This window comes from Microcoleus sp. Pol17C6, from assembly GCF_036701145.1.
In the GTDB taxonomy this organism is placed as follows: domain Bacteria; phylum Cyanobacteriota; class Cyanobacteriia; order Cyanobacteriales; family Microcoleaceae; genus Microcoleus.
In genome coordinates this window covers 1-19,632 of sequence record NZ_JAUBQH010000011.1, presented here as the reverse complement: position 1 = coordinate 19,632, position 19,632 = coordinate 1, and the positions used below count along the sequence as shown (strand labels likewise).

The following is a 19,632-nucleotide window of genomic DNA, read 5'->3' as shown; positions in this document are numbered from 1 at the left end:
GTTACAATCTTAATTAATAGTGATGGAGAGGGAAAAAAAGATATGCTAAGTTTTTTCTTAACTTGGATAGTAGCAGCGGTTTCGCTGATTATTACCGCTAACATTGTACCAGGTATTTCGGTGGTTAGCTTTCCGGCGGCGATGCTGGCTGCTGTTGTTATCGGATTGGTGAACGCGGTTGTCAGACCGATTCTTACATTGCTGACGCTGCCTTTGACGATTATTACTTTAGGTTTGTTTTTATTCGTTGTGAATGCAATTTCGCTTTCCCTGGCTTCGTGGTTGGCGGGTGCGTTCAATATCGGCTTTGTGGTTGGCGGTTTTTGGCCTGCTTTGGTGGGTTCCATTGTGTTGTCATTTGTTTCTGGGTTGATTGGTCGATTTGTGAATGCCAATACTTTGTCTCAGTAATACATTATCCCAGATACTCGATCGGGCAAACTGCAACCGCTACTGTTACCGCAGAACCCGCCCTAACCCCTCCTTGTGAAAGGGGGGGATTTTTGCTGCGAAATATTTTTTTAGGAACTAAGAGGGGATGTGAACCGCAGATGAACGCAGATGAACGCAGATGGTGGATGGATATCTGCGTATCTTTGTGTTCATCTGCGGTTAAAATTTCTTCGATCGCACAAAGTGCGGCAGCTTCTGCTACGCTGGGCGTGCCGACTTCTTTGACTACAATATTTGAAGGGTTGGGGACTTCTACGGAACTTAAAATGTCAGCAGCAAAGGTTTTTAACGGCCAGTTTCGCGCTTGACAAAGTTCTAACAAGCCGACTTCACCAGCTTTAGTGTCGATTGTAGCAATACCTGCGATCGCACTTTCCGCTAAATGATTAGCGCGACATACTTGTTTAATCGCTGTTTCGATTAATTCTCGCCCTGTTCCGCGTTCACAACCTATCCCTATCCACAACACTCTTGGATGCCACTGAACCTTTGGCAAAACAGATTCCGGCGAAAATCTTCTCTGCGTAAAACTAATCCAAATTCGGGCTTTGATAGTTGAGAGATTTTCCCCCTCCCAATACAAAGAATGTTTTTCTGGCAGACTGTTTTGCCACAAAGTAGAACCAACTTCTTGAATTACTTCGACAGTTTCCCCTCCAGCAAGAGCTGCCGCTACTCCAGTCCAGTCCCCTTCGCCTCGACTCCAACCGCTGGGAATGTCTAGCATATCTAAAGTGAATTCATCGCTCATTATTCAGTTATCTATTCTGTAGTTTCACTGCGACCGCAATCTTAAAAAAAAATTAACACTCTGTTTAGTGAAAATTTTGGTATAATTGTAGCACAAACTACAAAAAATCAAACATTTAAGATGGTAGAACTAAATCAGTTAGTGTTAGAGCTTGAAAGCAACCTCAAATCGGAAGGAGTGAAAAAAGAATGGAAAGAGCGCCGACCAAGTTGGGTGAGCGATGTGGCAGCATCAGTTAACCTGACTTATCTAGCAGAATTGCTAGTTGAATGGCAATCTCACTTGCAGGGTAAATCGGTGGATATTCAGTGGGAAGAACGTCGGAACCGTTGGGTAGAAGAATGTCTGGCAGCATCGATTGTTCAAGAAGTATCAAGTTTATTGCTGGAACTAGAAACCAATATAAATTCGGAAGCTATGGCTGATGAATGGCAGCAGAATCGCGATAATTGGGTACAGCAAATGCACAAGTTTAACGAGTAGTGTCGAGGAGCCAGAGCCTTTAGATATTGCGTTTTCAGGCTCTAAAATTTCCTCATGACTAATGACTAATGATTCATCTTTCTGCCAAACCCCATTCAGAAAAATATCAGCGAGTCCTTCAGCCATTTCCTGCATTTGCTACCGAGAAGGATTCGCTTCCATAATCGTATTTTGACTGAAAGGCGCGACTGCAAACATTCCCAAAAATACCTGAGTGACAATCTTCGGATTCATCTTTGGATAAACTTGTTTTTCCATCGCCGTTTCCAAAAAAGCCTCAGCAAAATTGCTCATTATAAAAAACCCACAGTCTAAATTACTAAAATTTGTACAAAAATAGCACAAACTGCAAACAAGAAAAAATTTAATATGGTAGAACTAAACCAATTACTGTTAGAGTTTCAAGCCCACCTAAACGGGGACGCAGTGACGGAAGAATGGAAAGAACGTCGCAACTGTTGGATGAGCGAGGTGTCAGCAGCAATTGACGAAAAACATTTAGCAAAATTGCTAGTTGAATTAGAATCAAATTTTCAGCGAGAAGCGGTACAAAGTCTCTGGAAAATGATCCGTGAAAGTTGGGTAGAAGAATGTCATATAGCATCGACGCTAGAAGAAGTATCAAGTCTATTGCTGGAACTAGAAAGCAATACAACTTGGGAAGTAGTGACAGATGAATGGCAGGATAATCGCGAGAAGTGGGTACAAAAGATGTACGATTTTATCGAGTAATAATTCACTTAATTAAAATCCACTTTCATGGTGAATGATGTCCCTCCTGTGCGGTTCATTGTCTCGCTTCCCTCAATTACTTTAAATCCCGATCGCTCGTACAAACTCAGGGCTCGATTCGAGCTTCTGACACTCAGGGATACCGATCGATAAGAGACTTTTGCTGCTGACAACAAACGATCGAGCAACTGCGTTCCTACACCCTGATTTGTATATTCTGGAAGAACGGCGATCGCCAATTCCGGGATAGTATCGTCAACCCAGCCAAAGCCCTTGTCATCCTCTGTAAACAAACGCAGCCAGGCCGCTCCTACTGGCTGGCTGTCGTTCAATTCGATCGCTGCGAAGCCCAGATCGTTTGCACGTCCCCAATTCTTGACATATTTCGCAATTAAAGGATGATTCACAACCGCTTGCACCGTTGATTCGCCTTCTTCTGCCATGTGCGCCGCTTCATATAGCATTTGCCAGAGAAAAGGCTCGTCTTCCTGGGTTAGCGATCGAATAGAATAGTGCAAAATTTTGCCCATAACAACTTTTCCCTGTTGCCCTAATTATTCATCTTTGACCAAAACCCCATTCAGAAAAATATCGGCTAATCCTTCAGCCATTTCCTGCATTTGCTGCGGCGAAGCATTCGGCTCCATAATCGTATTTTGACTGAAACCCGCGACTGCAAACATTCCCAAAAATACCTGAGCGACAATCTTCGGATTCATCTTCCGATAAACTCCTTTTTCCATCGCTGTTTCAAAAAAAGCCTCAGCAACATCGCTCATTTTTCCGATGACTTCCAATTGAATTCGATCGCGCAAATCCGGGTGAAATTGCGCCTCCAAAAAACACACCCGCATCATGTCGCTATTCTCGCGGATATTCAGCATCCGCCGCCGCATCACCTGAGCCACTGCTTTGTAACTGCCCATCTCGCTTAATTCAGTCAGCAAATCCGTCAGCAACTCCACCCATCCTTCCGTCGCCACCTCAATCAAAATCGCTTTTTTATTATCAAAATGCCGAAATAGCGTACCCTCGGCCACCCCCGCCGCCACTGCTAAATCGCGAGTTGTCGTGCCGTCGTATCCGCTGCGGGCAAACAACCGCTGAGCGGCTTGTAAAATCCGCTTCTTGGTTTCTGTTTCAGAAGGAGGAGACTGATTAAAAATTCGCATGGCTTTGCAATCGGTAATTTGCGACTTGGAACTACGGGTTCGGGACTGAAGCGCTAAATAATGTTAAGTTTTAAGTTGTGCGCGGCTTTTATCCCAAACTTAAAACTCCTCGCCGGGCCCCAGACCCTTTTTGAGATTTGCTGTATCAGCCTAACATCTGCGGCGCAACAGATCGCTTATGCCTCCAAAAATCTTTATCCTGAGAAAAGAATCTCTGGCCACCGAGCACAAACATTTTTTTGTTTGACCATCCAAAATCTAAAATCTAAAATCCAAAATCGAATGACCCCGCAGTTCCAAAAACCCCGTGAAGCGAAGCTATCCCGTAGGGAATCGCCCGATCGCCAAACTCGATTCATCGCCTCCCTGCTGGCCGCTGTACTGCTGTGGTGGGGCATTTCTCCCGAAATCGCCCTCGCCCGCCCCAACCCCGCTAGCGGCTCCCAAGCAGTCTCTGTTCAACCGTCGCTCGATCGAGTAATCAGCCAAGTCAGCGAATTTAAGCTCGACAACGGCATGAAATTCATCGTACTCGAAAGGCCCAGAGCCCCCGTAGCATCGTTTCTGATTCACGCCGATGTCGGCGGCGCAAACGAACCCGAAGGTCAAACAGGTGTCGCTCACTATCTCGAACATTTAGCCTTCAAAGGCACGCCAAAAATCGGCACTACCGACTACCAAGCCGAAAAGCCGCTGCTAGAAAAACAAGACCAACTCTTCGAGCAAATGCAAGCAGCCAAGGCCAGCGGCAAAATTGAAGAAGTCGCCCAATTAAAAGCAGAATTTGACAAAGTTGAAGCCGAAGCTTCGCAATTTGTCAAGCGCAATGAACTCGGCAAAATAGTGGAACAAGCAGGCGGAGTCGGACTAAATGCCGCTACTTCCACCGACGCCACAATGTATTTTTACAGCCTTCCAGCTAACAAGTTAGAAATGTGGATGTCGCTGGAATCCGAGCGATTTCTAGAACCAGTATTTCGGGAATTTTACAAAGAAAAACAGGTAATTTTAGAAGAGCGCAGGCTGCGAACCGAGAATTCTCCGATCGGGCAAATGGTTGAAGTTTTTGCCAACAAAGCTTTCTCTGCTCATCCCTACCGCCGCCCCGTAATTGGCTACACTGAAGACATTAAAAACCTCAGCCGCAGCGACGTGCAGAAGTTTTTCGAGACTCACTACGTCCCCAGCAAGCTGACTGTGGCGGTGGTAGGAGACGTGAAAGCTTCGGAGGTGAAGCGACTCGCTCAAATTTATTTCGGCCGTTACAAGGCGAAAACAGCGCCTCCAGAATTGCAGATTGTCGAACCTCCCCAAACTCAAACTCAGGAAGTCACGCTGAAATTAAAAACTCAACCTTGGTATTTGGAAGGATACCACAAACCGGCGATGAATCATCCCGACAATGCGATTTATGAAATGATTGGTTCTTTGCTCAGCGATGGCCGCACTTCTCGGCTTTACAAATCTTTGGTAGAACAACAGCAATTGGCGCTCGCGGCTCAAGGTTTCAGCGGTTATCCGGGGGAAAAGTATCCGAATTTGATGTTATTTTACGCTCAAACTGCTCCGGGTCGTACGGTTGATGAAGTAGCTGCAGCTTTGAGCAAGGAAATCGAGCGCCTGAAAACTGAGCCGGTTTCTGCTTTGGAATTGGATCGCGTGAAAACTCAGGCGAGAGCCGATTTGTTGCGATCGCTCGATTCTAATATGGGCATGGCATTTTCGCTGGTGGACTATCAAGTAAACACCGGTTCGTGGCGAAATTTGTTCAAGGAATTGGATGCGATCGCGGCTGTTACTCCCGCTGACATTCAGCGTGTCGCTCAGGCAACTTTCCGCCCGGAAAATCGCACGATTGGTAAGCTTTTGCCACTCTAATCAGAAGGTTCGGCAACGAGCACTGTACAAGATGTAACGGATGTAACGGATGTCAGTCCGATGTCCGTCGGAAGAAGGAAGAAGGAAGAGGGAAGAGGGAAGAAACACTCGTTTCCAGGCTCTGCCTGGGAACGCATATGGGCGAGGCTCTGCCTCGAATTGTCAACTTATGAAACATTGGAGAAAGAATGAAAAGGACTAAATTGAGACTGAAAAAAGTAAAGTTATTTCTGCTGTCGCTTTGCTTTTTTACTGTTTCACTGGGCACGTTTAATTTGTTACCTTCCTTTGCGGCGGCACCCAAACACTACGACGAATTAACATTCCCGGCGGTGCCAGAAATTAAATTACCTAAATATACTCGATTCGAGCTAAAAAATGGCATCCGGGTGTATCTGATGGAAGACCGGGAACTCCCGTTAGTCGGGGGAACTGCGCTATTTCGCACTGGCGAGCGCTTTGAACCTGCCGAGAAAATTGGATTGGGAGGATTGACGGGAGAAGTGATGCGAACTGGGGGCACGAGCCGACATACGGCTGATGAACTAAATCAATTGCTAGAACAGCGAGCAGCTTCCGTAGAAACGGGGATTGATGTTAGTTCGGGCAGCGCTAATTTTAGTGCTTTAGCTGAAGATGTGGAACCCGTGTTTGACTTATTTGCGGAAGTGATTCGGGAGCCAATATTTGCTCAGGAAAAGTTAGATTTAGCGAAGAATCAAACTCAAGGTGCGATCGCCCGCCGCAATGACGATCCTGACGATATTACCGGCCGCGAGTTTGAAAAGTTAATTTATGGATCTCGCAGTCCTTACGCGCGCACGGTAGAATACAAAACCCTCGCCAATATTTCCCGCGACGATGTGGTGAGTTTCTACCAGAAATATTTCCATCCCAAGAATATGATTTTGGGTATTTCTGGTGATTTTGATACAGCTAAAATGCGATCGCTCGTCGAGCAAAAATTCGGCAACTGGCAACCGAGTCAAAAAGCAGAAGTGCCTGCACTACCAACCGTATCGCCCGCAAATGGGGGCGGCATATTTTTGGTAAATCAGCCGCAATTAAGTCAAAGTTACGTGCAAATGGGACATTTGGGCGGAATGCTCAGCAGTCCAGATTACGGTGCTTTGGACGTGATGAACGGGGTTCTCAATGGTTTCGGTGGCCGTTTGTTTAATAACGTGCGATCGCGCCAAGGCTTAGCTTATTCAGTATACGCGGCTTGGAGTCCGAGATATGACTATCCGGGGGTGTTTGTCGCTGGAGGCCAAACGCGATCGGATGCCACAGTACCGTTTATCCAGGCGATTCGCGCCGAGATCGATCGTATCCGCACCGAACCAATTACCCCGGCAGAATTAGCTTTTGCTAAAGATTCCACCCTGAATTCTTTCATTTTCAAATTTGAAAATCCCAGTCAAACTTTGTCGCGATTAATGCGCTACGAATACTACGGTTATCCCGAAGATTTCATTTTTCGCTACCGCCGTAGCATCGAAGCAGCAACAATTGCCGACGTGCAGCGCGTAGCTAAGACTTACTTGAAACCGGAGAATTTGGTAACATTAGTAGTGGGAAATAGTGCGGCAATTGAACCGCCGTTATCGAGTTTGGGAACTTCGGTAAAAGTGCAATCTGTTGATATCACAATTCCCCCAGCCACTTAATTTATTTGTGATTAGGACTCGCAGATTCGAGTAAGGACACGGCAATGCCGTGTCCCTCCTCTTTGGCTCACAATTTTCAACTAAAAATCAATACTCAAAGGCGCTCTCGGAAACGGAATCACATCCCGAATATTCCCCATTCCAGTCATAAACTGCACTAAGCGCTCAAATCCCAAACCAAACCCAGCGTGAGGCACAGTACCGTAGCGGCGCAAATCCAAGTACCACCACAATTCCTCCTTATTCATACCCTGGGCTTCCATGCGCCGCTCCAACACATCCAGCCTTTCTTCCCGCTGCGAACCGCCGATAATTTCCCCAATATTAGGAGCCAAAACATCCATGGCTCGGACGGTTTTCTCGTCCTCATTTAAACGCATATAAAATGCTTTAATCCCGACGGGATAATCGCTGACAATCGTCGGCTTTTTAAACAAGTCCTCAGCCAAATAACGCTCGTGTTCCGACTGCAAATCTAAACCCCAACTCACTGGAAAATCAAACTTTTTGTCGGCTTTTTCCAAAAGTGCGATCGCCTCTGTATAAGTAATCCGCTCGAACTGATTATTAATGATATTTTCAGCAGTAGCCAAAACCGTTTTGTCAATGCGTTCGTTGAAAAACTCCATATCTTCGGGGCAATGCTCCAAAACGTATTTAAAAATGTACTTTAAAAACGCCTCAGCCAAATCCATATCTCCCTGCAAATCGCAGAAAGCCATTTCCGGTTCAATCATCCAAAACTCAGCTAAATGTCGCGAAGTATTAGAATTTTCCGCTCGGAAAGTCGGGCCAAAAGTGTAAACATTTCCGAAAGCCATCGCCATAACTTCCGCTTCCAACTGGCCGCTAACTGTTAAATAGGCGCGCTTTCCAAAAAAGTCTTTAGCATAATCAACCTCTTGCGAATCAGTGCGCGGCACATTCTTTAAATCAAAGTTGGTAACGGCGAACATTTCCCCCGCACCTTCGCAGTCGCTAGCAGCAATAATCGGAGTGTGAACCCACAAAAAACCGCGTTCTTGAAAAAATTGGTGTACCGCCGCCGAACAAGCATTGCGGACTCTAAAAACAGCACCGTGGGTGTTTGTGCGCGGCCGCAAATGCGCGATTGTCCGCAAAAACTCAAAGGAATGCCGCTTTTTTTGCAGCGGATAAGTTTGCGGGTCTGCATCCCCGTAAACTTGTACTTGTGAGGCTTTCAACTCTATTCGCTGTCCTTTTGCTGGAGATGCTACCAGCACTCCCGACACTTCTAGAGATGCACCTGTATTCAGTTGTTTCAGTACATTTTCAAAGTCTGGCAAATCGGAATTTATGACTACTTGCAAGTTAGCCATGGCCGAACCATCGTTGACTTCGACAAAGGCAAATTCTTTCAATTCGCGTTTGGTACGAACCCAACCTTGAACAGTTACAGTTTCGTCGGGTTCACCTGCGCGCAAAATTGCTGCAATTCGTTGATTTGTCATATCCACTCCTGTTTATTTAATATTTATTTTGCACCATCTTTCTCTCTTTTCTCTTCCTCTGCGTCCTCTGCGCCCTCTGCGGTAAATAAAAAAATCAAAAATCCCCACATTGTTCAACCTGCATAGGATTTCAAAATCCAACCGATCAAAATACCGAGTCCCCCAAAGCGAACTGCTTGCCAAAAAGGTTGTTTTATGCTTCCCCAAGAAAACAGGCTGCTTTCTAAATTCAACTCGATAGTTTCCAATTCTTGCTCAATTTCCCGCAATTCTTTTTTGAGTTGCGGCAATGGATTTCGGCGTCCCGACTGGCGGATTTCTTCGCGCCGATGGCCGAGTTCGACTTGGCGCTGTCGATCGACCTGAATTTGAGTGTACCGTTCTTTGAGTGCTGCGAGCGATCGCTCAACTGCTGCGATCGCTTGAACAAACTCACTTTCTTGCTCTTCCGGATTTAACTCTGACGGCTGTTGAGGCATTTCGATCTGCAAACCTGACAATAACAATAAAAAAAACCGATTTCCAATTAAGTTGTTATTATATGCAGTATATTTTTTAAATTCAGAAACGGCAGCCAAATCCGTATAATTGCCAATTATGCTTGAAACTACACAAACAACCCAAACTGTCAACCTCAACGAGCTGAGCACGGTAGAACTAGCCCAAGCTCTCGCCGCGCGCCTCGCCATCCACGAAAAAGATTGGCACCGCCTCAAAGCCAACCGTTCGGCGCGGGCCTGCGAGCAAGCTGCGGCCGCTTTGGTGTTTTTGCTTAAAAAACAGCCAGAAGAAGCTCTCCCGCGCTTAAACCAAGCAGCAGGATGGTTGGATCGATCGATATCTGCTCCTCCCTGTCCCACCCACGGCAAATAATTAGATTGCTCCGTTGTTCGTAACGCTGGGCGGTTTAGAGTTTGAAGTTTTGACTTGATTAGTCGCTCAAAACTTAGACAATCGCGCCGCTCGATCGAGCAGCGCGATTGTGAGTTCAAAAGATTTATACTTTTTTAACTCAAAACTCACATTTTGCATTATGATCAGCTATCAATAGCCAGAGCGTTCAAATTCTCACTGCAAACTTCAGTCCGGAAACGAAAAAATTTCCAGGTCTAGCTGAGGTGAAAACTGCTGCTTTCATAGCGGTGCTAGCGCAAGCGAGGCAGTCGGTAGCGACTGGGAAGTTCTTTGCACAGCCGTAACTCTGTACCTTGAGAATTCCACTCTACCCGATCAAATATTTGGTAAAGAATAAACAACCCCCTACCGCATTCCTGTTCCACATGGGGTAGTCCAGAGTCATCTGCAACATCCTCTGCTAGGAGACTGTCGCAATCATCGGTATAAAGGTTGCAACTGCAAGGAGCCTTAAAGCCAGAACCTTCATCCGATATCACCCACCAATATTGGTTTTGGACGATCGAAAAACGGACTCCAACAGTTTTACCGGGGTCTAATTTGTTTCCATGCTTAGCAGCATTTACCAAAGCTTCTTGAAGCCCCAACCGCAATTCCGCTTGCCAGTGATCCGGAAGCTCTGCTAGGAGCAGATCCAAAATAGGACAAAGGTATAGGGTAGAAGCGAAGCTAATCGTAATCCAATTGCGTCCGACGGGACGAGGTGAAATAGCAATCACTCAGAAAACTCCCTAACTTTCAGGTGGATAAAGTTCACACCCTGCATAGTTGGCTCCCTAGTATTCAAAATGCTAATTAATTGAGCGGCGCAGCTCTACTTCTATCTTAGAGTATCAAAGCAATTAAGAACAGCAAACAACGTCACAAAATATTCAGCGATTCTGAGAAACTTCTGCAGAGAACTATCAGTAATTTTACTTATAAGTTCTCCTAGCAGCGAAATTTTTGAGGTTGACTTTTGCCAACTAGCAACGCTGAGGCTAGCTGCATCCGCGAAGCCGTCAACACCTCTTGAATAAACGATCCCCACCTTGAAAAGCTCGTAAATAACTATAAAAAAGTCGATCCCTTGACCCTCGCCCATCAGATTCGACCCTCGCAGCCCCTGGGCAAGCGCCATTGCCCAGAACTTGCTCAGGCCGCCAAACAGCAAAATCATCATACCTAGGTATGTTGCAGCCAAAACCCGATTTATTTTCCTAAATGCGATCGGGCAAAACATCTCCTCTTGCTGCGACCCTCACAAAATCAATATTCGTTACAAAACTTATTAATCCTGAGTGCGGAAGATCGCCAGATCCCAACTCGCTCACATTGACGAATCCTTTGCTAGCGGAAGCCCGGCGCGGATGCCAAACTTTATAAATCTGAGCGTCGCGATACAATAGTTAAAGTAAATAATTATTTCTTTACATCATGCAAACAACCCCAGCCATCACCACAGCCCCCATAGCCGGCACTTACTGGCAGTGGCGGGGGCATTCAGTATACTACGTTCGATCCAGCGATCGGCATCCAGAACGCCCTCCCCTGCTGTTAATTCACGGTTTTGGAGCCTCCACAGACCACTGGCGCAAAAATATCAGCGGGCTGAGCAAAGACTTTGAAGTGTGGGCGATCGACCTGATCGGATTTGGGCGATCGGCAAAACCCGAATTACAGTACAGCGGCGACCTCTGGCGCGACCAACTCCACGACTTTATCACTAACATCATCGGCCGACCCGCCGTACTAGCGGGCAACTCCCTCGGAGGTTACGCCGCCTTGTGTGTAGCAGCCCAGCGCCCCGAATCAGCAGCCGGACTCATATTAATCAACAGCGCCGGCCCCTTCAGCGAACCGCAGCCCGCACCCGAAGCCCCGCCATTGCAAAAAGCCATATCAGCAGTAGCTAAAACTTTATTTCAGCAAGATTGGGCAAGTTTTCTGCTGTTCCAGTACGTGCGCCAGCGATCGACAATTCGGAAAACCCTAGAAAAAGTTTATCTCGACCAAAGCGCCGTCACAGACCAATTAGTAGAAGAAATTTACCTTCCCTCCTGCGATCCCGGTGCCCCCAAAGTATTCGCTTCCGTATTCCGAACACCCCAAGGCGAAAAAATTGACGTATTACTTAGTCAATTAACCTGCCCGTTGCTAATGCTTTGGGGAGAAGGCGATCCGTGGATGAATTCCACAGACAGAAGCGCTAAATTTCGCAAACACTATCCGCAGTTAACAGAACACTTTATCAAAGCTGGTCACTGTCCCCACGACGAAGTACCAGAACAGATAAACGAACTGATTCGCGCATGGATAATTGACCAATAGTCGATCGGCACATAGATAATTTTCCCACGGCCCTCTCCTCCCTCGGAGAGGGAGAAAATTATCAGATTTGCAGTAAAATTTTATGTATTGTGCCAACACAAACGCGGTTAATTTCTCTCATATATTCTGAGGAGACGGAAACAATGACCCGCAAAAAGACTCGTCGCAATTTTATATTGAGCAGTATAGCTGTTGCCAGCGGCATTGCAGGTGCTAAGGCGATCGAACAGCAGGATCTGGAAATCGCAGCCGCACCCAATAACCAGGTAGCCACCACAATAAAAATGCCAGAACGACTGTTAGGCAACACCGGCGTGAAAGTGCCGATTTTCGGTTTGGGGGGAGGCGGACAAACACCGCTGTCGCAGGCGGGAAGAGAAGCAGAAGCGGCGGTACAAATTGAACGTGCGATCGAACTAGGCATTCGCTATTTTGACACGGCGGCCGAGTACGGGCCCAGCGAAGAAAACTTAGGCAAAGTTTTGCCACCATATCGAGATCGGCTATTCCTAGCCACAAAAACCGCCGCCAGAGACAGAGATGGCGCCTGGAGAGAGTTAGAGCAATCGCTCAAAAGATTGAAAACCGATCGGCTCGACTTGTGGCAACTCCACCACGTCTCATTCCAAGCCGAATTAGACCAAATTTTCAGTGCTAAAGGAGCAATAAAGGCGATCGAAGAAGCCAAAGAGCAAAAAATAATTCGTTTGACCGGCATCACCGGACACCACGAACCTGCTATCATTGTGGCCGGCTTGGAGCGCTATCCTTTCGACACAACATTAATCTCCCTCAACGCCGCCGAAAAACATCACCCGCGCTCCTTTGTTACCAGCGCTTTACCACTTGCCAAAGCCAAAAACATCGGCGTCATAGCCATGAAAGTACCAGCTTATGGCAAATTATTTCAGAACGGTGTTTTAGATGGAATGCACCAAGCAATGGGCTACACGCTTTCACTTCCCGGCGTGCACTGCTGCATCATCGCCGCCGAGTCAGTAAAGCAATTAGAAGAAAACTTTAAAGTTGCCCAAGCATTCAAACCGCTGAACACAACAGAAATGGCAGCACTTGAAAAACGCACCGCTGCGGCTTGGCAAGAAAATACATTTTTCAGACAGTGGACTTAAAATACCAACTCCAAAATCTCCTTTTTCCTGTGTGTTCGTTTTGGTGTATTTATTGTGTCGCGGGCGAGACGCCCGCGATCTCAAATCCACGCTTCATCGGAATTATTCATCTCTCTTATCTCCCTCTGTGTTCTCTGCCTTCTCTGTGGTTAAATCCTTCCGATCCAACCGGAAACGATATGAATCATAGTTTTGTATGAAAACTCAAGTCCTCACTACGAACCTACAACGTTTATGTTACCAAACTTAATATCATCTGCGGTGAAAATACCTCAAATCACAAAACAAGGCGATCGCACCAGGTCGCCTTGTTTGTTATCATAAAAAATGCACTTTGTCAACAGCAAAAAGCTACTTTTTTTTCCGTTTAGCCTTATCTAACCGCCTGCGATCGCGCCACTCAACAGAAGTCAAATAAGCGACCCCGCCAGTCACCGTCACCAGCAGTACAAAGGCCACTAAAACGAGAAAATTAGCAATCGAAAATTCCACAACCCCTCTTCCTCTGATGTTACATTGTCTACTTTCGATTTTAGATGAAAAATGTTAACAATTAACAGTTGAATATAGACGGCTAACTGTTAACTGTTAACACTCGATTCAAACTGCTGGCAAATCTTCCAAAATTGTAAACCTCACATGATTAATTGCCAGACTCCCCACGGAAACATCCTCCTTGTTCAAAGGAAGACCGCCGCTCGTGAGACTTTGAAACCGAATTCCCTTGCCAATTTCTACGTGATACCAAGCCAAACCCATAAAAAATCGCAAAGGATAAGGGCCTCTGTCTTGAATATCATCAGGATTAGATTCCATCGGCACCCAGCCAAAACCCGGAATGTAAAATTCCAGCCAAACGTGATTGAAATCCGGCTCCAGCGACACACCTTTTCTGTCAGCAAAAGCCGGACACTTGTAGCGCCCGATCGTGCGGCAAGCAATCCCGTTCAACCTTGCCAAAGCCAACAACAACCCCACGTACTCGCCGCAAGAACCGATGCCGCGGCGTAATACAATATCGGGAGTGTCAATGTGAGGCCTAATCCCGTAAGAAAGTTGGTCGTAAACAAAATTGCGAATGCTCAGTAACTGCCTCAGAATATTAGTTTCCGAGCCAATGGCAGCCACAGCAGCCGATCGCACAATCTCCGTATCCATCGCCAAATTGTCATTATCCACCAAATACTTAGCTGCAAACTCCGGCGATAGCTTAGGAATCTTTTCGACATCCCTAGGTGACAACTGATACTTAATCGATCGAACTTCTAACAAAGCCTTCCAGCCAAAAATCCGGCGTTCCCCAGGGCGCAGTCGATCGAACTTAAACACCGCCACCCGTTCCCCTTCCTGAATTTCCTCAGTAAAAGGCATTCCGATAGGCGTAACACTCCTTACCTTTTGCCGATGAGTTTCCGAAGGCAAAGCAATCCGCCACTCCAAATTTTCGATTTCTACCTCATCGAGAGGAGACAGTTCCTCCACATAAGACATTTCCATCAAAAAACCGTTTGACAGAGCGTAGCGCTCGGCTTCATTGTAGTGAAAAGACAAAGGCTGAATAAAAGTGCGATCGCGCTTCGTCAACTGAAAAGGATCTTCCGAATTCGGGTCATCCCGGATGTAAAGTTCATCCCCGGCATAAGCCACGTACAGAACCTCCTCCCCGGTTTCGGAATCCTTGTGAAAAGCCAAACCAGAAGGCGACTCAAAGGGAGTCAAAACGCTAAATTTAATCTCCCCAGTTGCCCGTTCCAAACAGTAAACAGTTTGCTCAGTCTTGTCGCAAACCCAAATTTCCTCATCCCGGACTGTGATATTTTCCACCCCTATACCGGGAGCGTAAAACCGAGTAATTTCCCGACCTGTTTTCAGGTCAAAAACCAGAATCGAGTTTAATCTCTGGCAAGTCGCATAAAGCGTAGATTTCCACACAGCAATCCCGTCAGCAGGATAAGAAAGTGAAACAAAATGTTCTGGTTTAAGTTCAGCGATCGCCCCGTCCCGAACTGCGCCCCGACAGCAACAAATATCCTCATCTCGCGCAAACCAGAGAGTATCTTCCGAAATAGCCAGCCCGGTTGCGCCCGCAAACTTAGCCGTTTGATAAGGATTCAAAACAGTAGTGTTGTCACTTTCTCGATCGATCTCCAATAGCAGCCCTTCGGCGCGATCGACAGCGAACAACCTATTTCCTAAAAAAGCAATGCCGTGCAGTGCCAAGACTCCGATGGGTCTGACCATCCGCAGCCCCGAAGGCTGTTTGTCCGAGAGAACAGGTGAATCGAGATTCATGCTAAATTTCTTGCCGCTATTGTACAGAAAACCTGATTTTTGACTTGTAGCCGATCGCTTGAGGTTCACCAGAAAAATTGCCGAGTTTCCTGATATCCAGGATTGACGCATCAACCGGGTGTTTTTACGAAAAGGCGCCTTGTATCCTCTTGCTAGAGTTAAAAGAACCCGAATATGAGTCTTTGTCAAAGTTGGGTTTAACAAGCTCAACCCAACCTGCTGCCGTGAATGGAAGTAAGTATAACTACTAAGCTACCACTGACAAAGGCGACACAGAATTCTATGTTGAGCACAGCGACCAAAATAATCGTATCTGCCTAAAGATATAAATTAAGTACAACAGATTACTATATCCATCAAAACCTTGGATAGAATAAAACCGTGCGATAAAGTTCCTAGGTTCATCAAAAGGCAGGTTCGTCATGGCTTTGAAGTCTGCTCTAAATATCGGTGCTCTTTCATTAATTCTGTCTTTAGAGGCAGTTGCCGCCGGTAGTGTTTTAATACCAGCAGAGGCTCTCAACAGCCCCGCAAACATTGTCAAGCGCCCCTCACCACGGCAGCTACCCCTCAACTGGCAAACAGTTCAACCCCCTGAAACCAGCGGAAGCAGACCGAACATTCAGCCAACGGGTTCCACGTGGAATAGCTTTCAACCGCCGGAGGACGGAGTACCCGGAAGGCGGGAAGGGGGAGGAACCCGCGGCTTAGAATGCCCCACGGCCACAACTACCTTAACTGCCTTGATTCCCCAATCAACTATGGGGCAAACCATATCAGCAAAGCCAACTTTTTTCTACTACCTTCCTGTAGCCCTCGACAAAACAGTTCAGTTTGAGTTAGCAGACGAAAGGGACAAAACACTATACAAAAAAAGTTTTCGCATGGTAACTAGCCGTGCAGGTGTAGTTAGCGTCAGCCTCGCCTCCGACGACAACTCGCCAGCGCTGGAAGTTGGCAAAAACTATCAATGGTACTTTACTATCAAATGCAACCCAAAAAATACAACAGATGATGTTCTCGTTTCCGGGTGGATCAACCGCACCGCACTCGCCCCAACCGTGCAAACAGACTTGGATCGATCGCCCGATCGCACCAAGCTCAGTATCTTCGCCCAACAACGTCTTTGGTACGAGTACCTGGCAACTCTAGCTCAATTGCGTATCGAGTCTCCCAGCGATGCCAGTTTAGCGATCAAGTGGTCAGCACTCTTGAACTCAGTCGAACTCGGCAAAATAGCCCAAGAACCCTTAGTCGCAAGTGAGTTAATGCCTATCACAAGAAAATAATTAAACACCAGTTTCAAAAAAGAATGCAACGGTAGGCAAGCCCCAAACGGTGATTGCCATCAGTCAGTCGATTTTAGATTTTAGATTTTAGATTTTAGATTTACTTGCTGCATTGAATCTGGGATGAGGAACAGGAGTCTAAAATTTTATGATCTACACTGATGAGCGTTCGGGGCACGGTATCCGTTTTTGGGCGAGTCATTGCCAAATCTCGAATCTCAAATGGTATGACTGGTGCAGCAAGTACGAAAAACTCGGTTTCGAGCGCGGTATTTGGCAGGGCCACAGATGATTTTTGGCTGTTGCGGGTTGTTTGGTCGATCGTCCTAAATCAATTAAAATTTGTGTACTGATCAGCAAGCAGTTCGGACGGCTGGCATCTTGAAAGCCGGACTGTGGAAATTTTGATGGTCAAATTTCGTCTAATACTAAATGATAAACTGGCATAGTCAAGCAGCCGACAAACTTATTTTAGAGAAATTATTAATTATGCGCCCGAATGCAAATATTGCACTATTTCGGTTGGGGATTTCACTTCTAACTTCGCTCCCGATGGTTTGCTTTTACGCCAATAAAGCTATATCCCAAACAAACGATATTTCTCTGTTGCCCGTCGCCGCTGACAACTCAGCAGATACGGGCAATCAAGTATTAGCACTGCAAAAACTGGAAATCAAGCAGGATGAAACAGCAACAAACTTAAATCAGCTTCCCGATGCGATCGAGAGCAACCCTGAACCAGAAACACAATCGAACCCCGCCGAGAACAGCCAAGATGCCTGTTCCACAATCGATGAAACTGATTGTGGTGCGGGCATCTTGCCCGAACAAACAAATCTGGTTGACAACGATCCCCAATGTCAGAACCAGCTACATTGCAATCATGTTTTAGCCCAGAACCCGCAGACGCCACCGGGAAACCTCCCGCCCGACTTAAACCGCGATCAACTACCAGATCGGCTGTTACCGTCGCCACCGACTCAGCCAGATCCAAATCGTGATCGATTTCTGCAACCGGCCCCGCAGCCTTCCCCAGAACCTCCCCAAGTACCACCCACAGTAACGCCGCCGTCCCCGTCGCCAGTTCCCTCAACGCTGCCGAATACACCAATTGAGGTGCAGAAAATTCAAGTAGTTGGCAGCACAATTTTAAGCCAAGACGAAATTAATGCCTTAGTCAACCCCTTAGAAGGCCGTTCTACCACCCTAGAACAGCTCAAACAAATCGCCGACAAAATTACCGAAATTTACCTCAATCGTGGCTACATCACTTCGAGAGCAGTCTTGCCGCCCCAAACTATCACAGCAGGGGTAGTCCAAATTCAAGTGATTGAAGGCAAGCTAGCCAGAATTGAGGTAGAAGGAACTAAAAGATTGAATCCAAATTACATCCGCAGCCGGATTCGACTCGGGGCGGGAATGCCTTTAAGCACAGCTTCATTAGAAGACCAACTCCGGCTGCTGCGAGTCGATCCTTTATTTGACAATGTAGAAGCCAGTCTGCGGGCTGGGGATAATGAAGGCGAGAGCATTCTGATAGTCCGAATCTCGGAAGCTAATCCGTTTCAACCTACTTTCAGCATTGACAATTACTCGCCTCCCAGTGTCGGTTCCGAAAGATTGGGAGTTAGTTTGCGGCACCGCAATATAACAGGAAATGGCGACGAACTGGCAGGGGCTTATTATCGATCACTCGGCGATTCAGACGTGTTTGATTTCAGCTATCGCGTGCCGCTAAATGCGATGAACGGCACTTTGCAATTGAGGGCGGCGCCGAATCGCAACAGTATCGTACAACCACCTTTTAACCGTGCTGACATTTCGGGAAAATCGCATTTATTTGAAATTAGTTACCGCCAGCCGTTGCGGAGAACGCCGATCGAAGAATTTGCCTTGTCTGCCGGTTTTACTTATCAGACAGGTAGAACTTTTCTCGCCGGCGAACCGGTTCCTTTTGGCATCGGCCCGGACTCCAATGGTGTCACCACTACGAGTGCAATTAAGCTGGGACAGGACTACATTCGGCGCGACCCGCAGGGCGCTTGGGCCTTGCGATCGCAATTTACGATCGGCACTAGCTTGTTTGATGCTACTCAAAACGAAGGTTCTGATCCGGACGGACAATTTTTGAGTTGGCTGGGTCAAGTGCAGCGAGTACAGCGATTGAATGACAAACATTTATTAATTTTGCAGGCAGACTTGCAGTTGTCAGCTAATAGTTTGTTGCCTTCCCAGCAATTTGTAATTGGCGGCGGACAATCTTTGCGCGGCTACCGCCAAAATGTCCGTTCTGGCGATAACGGCTTCAGAGTTTCGATCGAAGATCGGATTACTTTGCAGCGCGATGCTTCGGGAAATCCCAAACTTCAATTAGCTCCCTTTTTGGATGCGGGTACGGTGTGGAACGTTGCGAACAATCCTAATACATTAACCAATCAGACCTTTTTAGCAGGTTTAGGTTTGGGGGTAATCTGGGAACCGATACAACGGGTGAACCTGCGCGTAGATTACGCTTTTCCTTTGGTGAGAATTAGCGATAAAGGCGACAATCTGCAAGATAACGGCATTTACTTCAACATAATTTATACACCCTAAAGGGACTTACTGATATCTGGCAGCATTGTCAGCAACAGGCAAGATGCCTGTTCCACAAAATATAAATTTTCTTGTGGAACAGGCATCTTGCCTGTTCCTAAAAGGCTAATTGAGAATGGTGCAACATATGAGGACTTAGGCACTCGCGGTGTCCTGACTGGGGGTAATATTAATTCCCACGCTACCGGAGTTGGTATTACACCCAGGTAGCTGTCCCTTGAGAAAAATCAGCTCGCTTTACACACCACACTCAGCCAGTCAAAAGATAATAACATCGACGAGCCAACGCCCCGCCGCCGATTCCAGTTACATCCCTTAACGTCTTTTCCTCATCCTTGACGCAGCCAATGACAGACAAAGATTATGAAAAATGATAGAGTTTGTCCTTAACATAAATAATTTTTTCTGACAACTAAGCTGATACGCAGCTAGATTGTATAATATAAATATAAAATAAGCGCTCATTAGTTAGAATGTATGCCAGCCAAAA

20 protein-coding genes and 1 pseudogene are annotated in these 19,632 nt (G+C 46.6%); 11 read left to right on the top strand and 10 right to left on the bottom strand.

Annotation, left to right across the window (positions count from 1 at the left end; all coding sequences use genetic code 11):
• Positions 1 to 42 precede the first annotated feature (42 nt).
• The gene (locus QUA25_RS08105; RefSeq protein ID WP_333036939.1) at positions 43 to 411 is read left to right on the top strand and encodes a phage holin family protein; all 369 of its coding nucleotides are present in this window, start codon (positions 43 to 45) and stop codon (positions 409 to 411) included.
• 4 nt (positions 412 to 415) lie between these two features.
• Here the strand turns inward: QUA25_RS08105 and QUA25_RS08100 are convergent, their stop codons facing one another.
• Positions 416 to 1,204: a cobalamin biosynthesis protein gene (locus QUA25_RS08100; RefSeq protein WP_333036938.1), complete on the bottom strand. Its 789-nt coding sequence runs from the start codon at positions 1,202 to 1,204 to the stop codon at positions 416 to 418.
• A 120-nt stretch (positions 1,205 to 1,324) separates the two neighbouring features.
• On the opposite strand from QUA25_RS08100, the gene QUA25_RS08095 reads away from it, so the two are divergent.
• The gene (locus QUA25_RS08095; RefSeq protein ID WP_333036937.1) at positions 1,325 to 1,687 is read left to right on the top strand and encodes a hypothetical protein; all 363 of its coding nucleotides are present in this window, start codon (positions 1,325 to 1,327) and stop codon (positions 1,685 to 1,687) included.
• 72 nt (positions 1,688 to 1,759) lie between these two features.
• On the opposite strand, the pseudogene QUA25_RS08090 reads toward QUA25_RS08095, so the two are convergent.
• Positions 1,760 to 1,981, bottom strand: a pseudogene (locus QUA25_RS08090) (TetR/AcrR family transcriptional regulator); the annotation flags it as partial.
• A gap of 75 nt (positions 1,982 to 2,056) precedes the next feature.
• Between QUA25_RS08090 and QUA25_RS08085 the strand changes: the two are divergent.
• Complete coding sequence (locus tag QUA25_RS08085; protein WP_333036936.1) at positions 2,057 to 2,419, top strand: hypothetical protein; 363 nt, start codon at positions 2,057 to 2,059, stop codon at positions 2,417 to 2,419.
• 8 nt (positions 2,420 to 2,427) lie between these two features.
• Here the strand turns inward: QUA25_RS08085 and QUA25_RS08080 are convergent, their stop codons facing one another.
• Positions 2,428 to 2,949 (bottom strand): GNAT family N-acetyltransferase, encoded by a 522-nt coding sequence (locus tag QUA25_RS08080; protein WP_333036935.1) that lies wholly within the window; start codon positions 2,947 to 2,949, stop codon positions 2,428 to 2,430.
• A gap of 24 nt (positions 2,950 to 2,973) precedes the next feature.
• Positions 2,974 to 3,591: a helix-turn-helix domain-containing protein gene (locus tag QUA25_RS08075; protein WP_333036934.1), complete on the bottom strand. Its 618-nt coding sequence runs from the start codon at positions 3,589 to 3,591 to the stop codon at positions 2,974 to 2,976.
• A 282-nt stretch (positions 3,592 to 3,873) separates the two neighbouring features.
• On the opposite strand from QUA25_RS08075, the gene QUA25_RS08070 reads away from it, so the two are divergent.
• The gene (locus tag QUA25_RS08070) at positions 3,874 to 5,469 is read left to right on the top strand and encodes a pitrilysin family protein (RefSeq protein WP_333036933.1); all 1,596 of its coding nucleotides are present in this window, start codon (positions 3,874 to 3,876) and stop codon (positions 5,467 to 5,469) included.
• A gap of 188 nt (positions 5,470 to 5,657) precedes the next feature.
• Positions 5,658 to 7,139 carry a pitrilysin family protein gene (locus QUA25_RS08065; RefSeq protein WP_333036932.1) on the top strand — a complete coding sequence of 494 codons (1,482 nt, stop codon included), beginning with the start codon at positions 5,658 to 5,660 and terminating at the stop codon, positions 7,137 to 7,139.
• Positions 7,140 to 7,219: 80 nt separating this feature from the next.
• Here QUA25_RS08065 and asnS read toward each other — a convergent pair whose 3' ends face one another.
• On the bottom strand, positions 7,220 to 8,611 hold the full coding sequence (asnS, locus tag QUA25_RS08060) for an asparagine--tRNA ligase (RefSeq protein ID WP_333036931.1): 1,392 nt from the start codon (positions 8,609 to 8,611) through the stop codon (positions 7,220 to 7,222).
• 113 nt (positions 8,612 to 8,724) lie between these two features.
• Positions 8,725 to 9,090 carry a DUF2203 domain-containing protein gene (locus tag QUA25_RS08055; RefSeq protein ID WP_333036930.1) on the bottom strand — a complete coding sequence of 122 codons (366 nt, stop codon included), beginning with the start codon at positions 9,088 to 9,090 and terminating at the stop codon, positions 8,725 to 8,727.
• A gap of 118 nt (positions 9,091 to 9,208) precedes the next feature.
• Between QUA25_RS08055 and QUA25_RS08050 the strand changes: the two genes are divergently transcribed.
• Positions 9,209 to 9,484 carry a DUF6439 family protein gene (locus QUA25_RS08050; protein ID WP_006631172.1) on the top strand — a complete coding sequence of 92 codons (276 nt, stop codon included), beginning with the start codon at positions 9,209 to 9,211 and terminating at the stop codon, positions 9,482 to 9,484.
• A gap of 272 nt (positions 9,485 to 9,756) precedes the next feature.
• Here QUA25_RS08050 and QUA25_RS08045 read toward each other — a convergent pair whose 3' ends face one another.
• Together QUA25_RS08045 and QUA25_RS08040 are read right to left on the bottom strand one after the other, a co-directional pair.
• On the bottom strand, positions 9,757 to 10,245 hold the full coding sequence (locus tag QUA25_RS08045; RefSeq protein WP_333036929.1) for an anti-sigma regulatory factor: 489 nt from the start codon (positions 10,243 to 10,245) through the stop codon (positions 9,757 to 9,759).
• Positions 10,246 to 10,346: 101 nt separating this feature from the next.
• Complete coding sequence (locus QUA25_RS08040; protein ID WP_333036928.1) at positions 10,347 to 10,709, bottom strand: hypothetical protein; 363 nt, start codon at positions 10,707 to 10,709, stop codon at positions 10,347 to 10,349.
• A gap of 233 nt (positions 10,710 to 10,942) precedes the next feature.
• On the opposite strand from QUA25_RS08040, the gene QUA25_RS08035 reads away from it, so the two are divergent.
• Together QUA25_RS08035 and QUA25_RS08030 are read left to right on the top strand one after the other, a co-directional pair.
• The gene (locus QUA25_RS08035) at positions 10,943 to 11,836 is read left to right on the top strand and encodes an alpha/beta fold hydrolase (RefSeq protein WP_333036927.1); all 894 of its coding nucleotides are present in this window, start codon (positions 10,943 to 10,945) and stop codon (positions 11,834 to 11,836) included.
• Positions 11,837 to 11,979: 143 nt separating this feature from the next.
• Positions 11,980 to 12,966: an aldo/keto reductase gene (locus QUA25_RS08030; protein WP_333036926.1), complete on the top strand. Its 987-nt coding sequence runs from the start codon at positions 11,980 to 11,982 to the stop codon at positions 12,964 to 12,966.
• 351 nt (positions 12,967 to 13,317) lie between these two features.
• On the opposite strand, the gene QUA25_RS08025 is transcribed toward QUA25_RS08030, so the two are convergent.
• Together QUA25_RS08025 and QUA25_RS08020 are read right to left on the bottom strand one after the other, a co-directional pair.
• Positions 13,318 to 13,458 (bottom strand): hypothetical protein, encoded by a 141-nt coding sequence (locus QUA25_RS08025; protein ID WP_190736053.1) that lies wholly within the window; start codon positions 13,456 to 13,458, stop codon positions 13,318 to 13,320.
• A gap of 108 nt (positions 13,459 to 13,566) precedes the next feature.
• Positions 13,567 to 15,258, bottom strand: coding sequence for a transglutaminase domain-containing protein (locus tag QUA25_RS08020; protein WP_333037006.1), 1,692 nt, complete (start codon positions 15,256 to 15,258; stop codon positions 13,567 to 13,569).
• 422 nt (positions 15,259 to 15,680) lie between these two features.
• On the opposite strand from QUA25_RS08020, the gene QUA25_RS08015 reads away from it, so the two are divergent.
• The 3 genes from QUA25_RS08015 to QUA25_RS08005 all read left to right on the top strand — a co-directional run bounded on the left by QUA25_RS08015 (position 15,681) and on the right by QUA25_RS08005 (position 19,142).
• Positions 15,681 to 16,547, top strand: a complete 867-nt coding sequence (locus QUA25_RS08015; RefSeq protein ID WP_333036925.1) for a DUF928 domain-containing protein — start codon at positions 15,681 to 15,683, stop codon at positions 16,545 to 16,547.
• Between the two features lie 227 nt (positions 16,548 to 16,774).
• Entirely contained in the window at positions 16,775 to 16,900 is a 126-nt protein-coding gene (locus QUA25_RS08010; protein WP_333036924.1) for a hypothetical protein, read from the top strand.
• 79 nt (positions 16,901 to 16,979) lie between these two features.
• On the top strand, positions 16,980 to 19,142 hold the full coding sequence (locus tag QUA25_RS08005; protein WP_333036923.1) for a ShlB/FhaC/HecB family hemolysin secretion/activation protein: 2,163 nt from the start codon (positions 16,980 to 16,982) through the stop codon (positions 19,140 to 19,142).
• Positions 19,143 to 19,632: the final 490 nt, after the last annotated feature.

What these genes read in the sequence shown, in the direction of transcription:
- QUA25_RS08105 (WP_333036939.1), top strand. Translation starts at nt 43, where the DNA reads ATGCTAAGTTTTTTCTTAACTTGGATAGTAGCAGCGGTTTCGCTGATT.
- QUA25_RS08100 (WP_333036938.1), bottom strand. Translation starts at nt 1,204, where the DNA reads ATGAGCGATGAATTCACTTTAGATATGCTAGACATTCCCAGCGGTTGG.
- QUA25_RS08095 (WP_333036937.1), top strand. Translation starts at nt 1,325, where the DNA reads ATGGTAGAACTAAATCAGTTAGTGTTAGAGCTTGAAAGCAACCTCAAA.
- QUA25_RS08085 (WP_333036936.1), top strand. Translation starts at nt 2,057, where the DNA reads ATGGTAGAACTAAACCAATTACTGTTAGAGTTTCAAGCCCACCTAAAC.
- QUA25_RS08080 (WP_333036935.1), bottom strand. Translation starts at nt 2,949, where the DNA reads ATGGGCAAAATTTTGCACTATTCTATTCGATCGCTAACCCAGGAAGAC.
- QUA25_RS08075 (WP_333036934.1), bottom strand. Translation starts at nt 3,591, where the DNA reads ATGCGAATTTTTAATCAGTCTCCTCCTTCTGAAACAGAAACCAAGAAG.
- QUA25_RS08070 (WP_333036933.1), top strand. Translation starts at nt 3,874, where the DNA reads ATGACCCCGCAGTTCCAAAAACCCCGTGAAGCGAAGCTATCCCGTAGG.
- QUA25_RS08065 (WP_333036932.1), top strand. Translation starts at nt 5,658, where the DNA reads ATGAAAAGGACTAAATTGAGACTGAAAAAAGTAAAGTTATTTCTGCTG.
- asnS (WP_333036931.1), bottom strand. Translation starts at nt 8,611, where the DNA reads ATGACAAATCAACGAATTGCAGCAATTTTGCGCGCAGGTGAACCCGAC.
- QUA25_RS08055 (WP_333036930.1), bottom strand. Translation starts at nt 9,090, where the DNA reads ATGCCTCAACAGCCGTCAGAGTTAAATCCGGAAGAGCAAGAAAGTGAG.
- QUA25_RS08050 (WP_006631172.1), top strand. Translation starts at nt 9,209, where the DNA reads ATGCTTGAAACTACACAAACAACCCAAACTGTCAACCTCAACGAGCTG.
- QUA25_RS08035 (WP_333036927.1), top strand. Translation starts at nt 10,943, where the DNA reads ATGCAAACAACCCCAGCCATCACCACAGCCCCCATAGCCGGCACTTAC.
- QUA25_RS08030 (WP_333036926.1), top strand. Translation starts at nt 11,980, where the DNA reads ATGACCCGCAAAAAGACTCGTCGCAATTTTATATTGAGCAGTATAGCT.
- QUA25_RS08020 (WP_333037006.1), bottom strand. Translation starts at nt 15,258, where the DNA reads ATGAATCTCGATTCACCTGTTCTCTCGGACAAACAGCCTTCGGGGCTG.
- QUA25_RS08015 (WP_333036925.1), top strand. Translation starts at nt 15,681, where the DNA reads ATGGCTTTGAAGTCTGCTCTAAATATCGGTGCTCTTTCATTAATTCTG.
- QUA25_RS08010 (WP_333036924.1), top strand. Translation starts at nt 16,775, where the DNA reads ATGACTGGTGCAGCAAGTACGAAAAACTCGGTTTCGAGCGCGGTATTT.
- QUA25_RS08005 (WP_333036923.1), top strand. Translation starts at nt 16,980, where the DNA reads ATGATAAACTGGCATAGTCAAGCAGCCGACAAACTTATTTTAGAGAAA.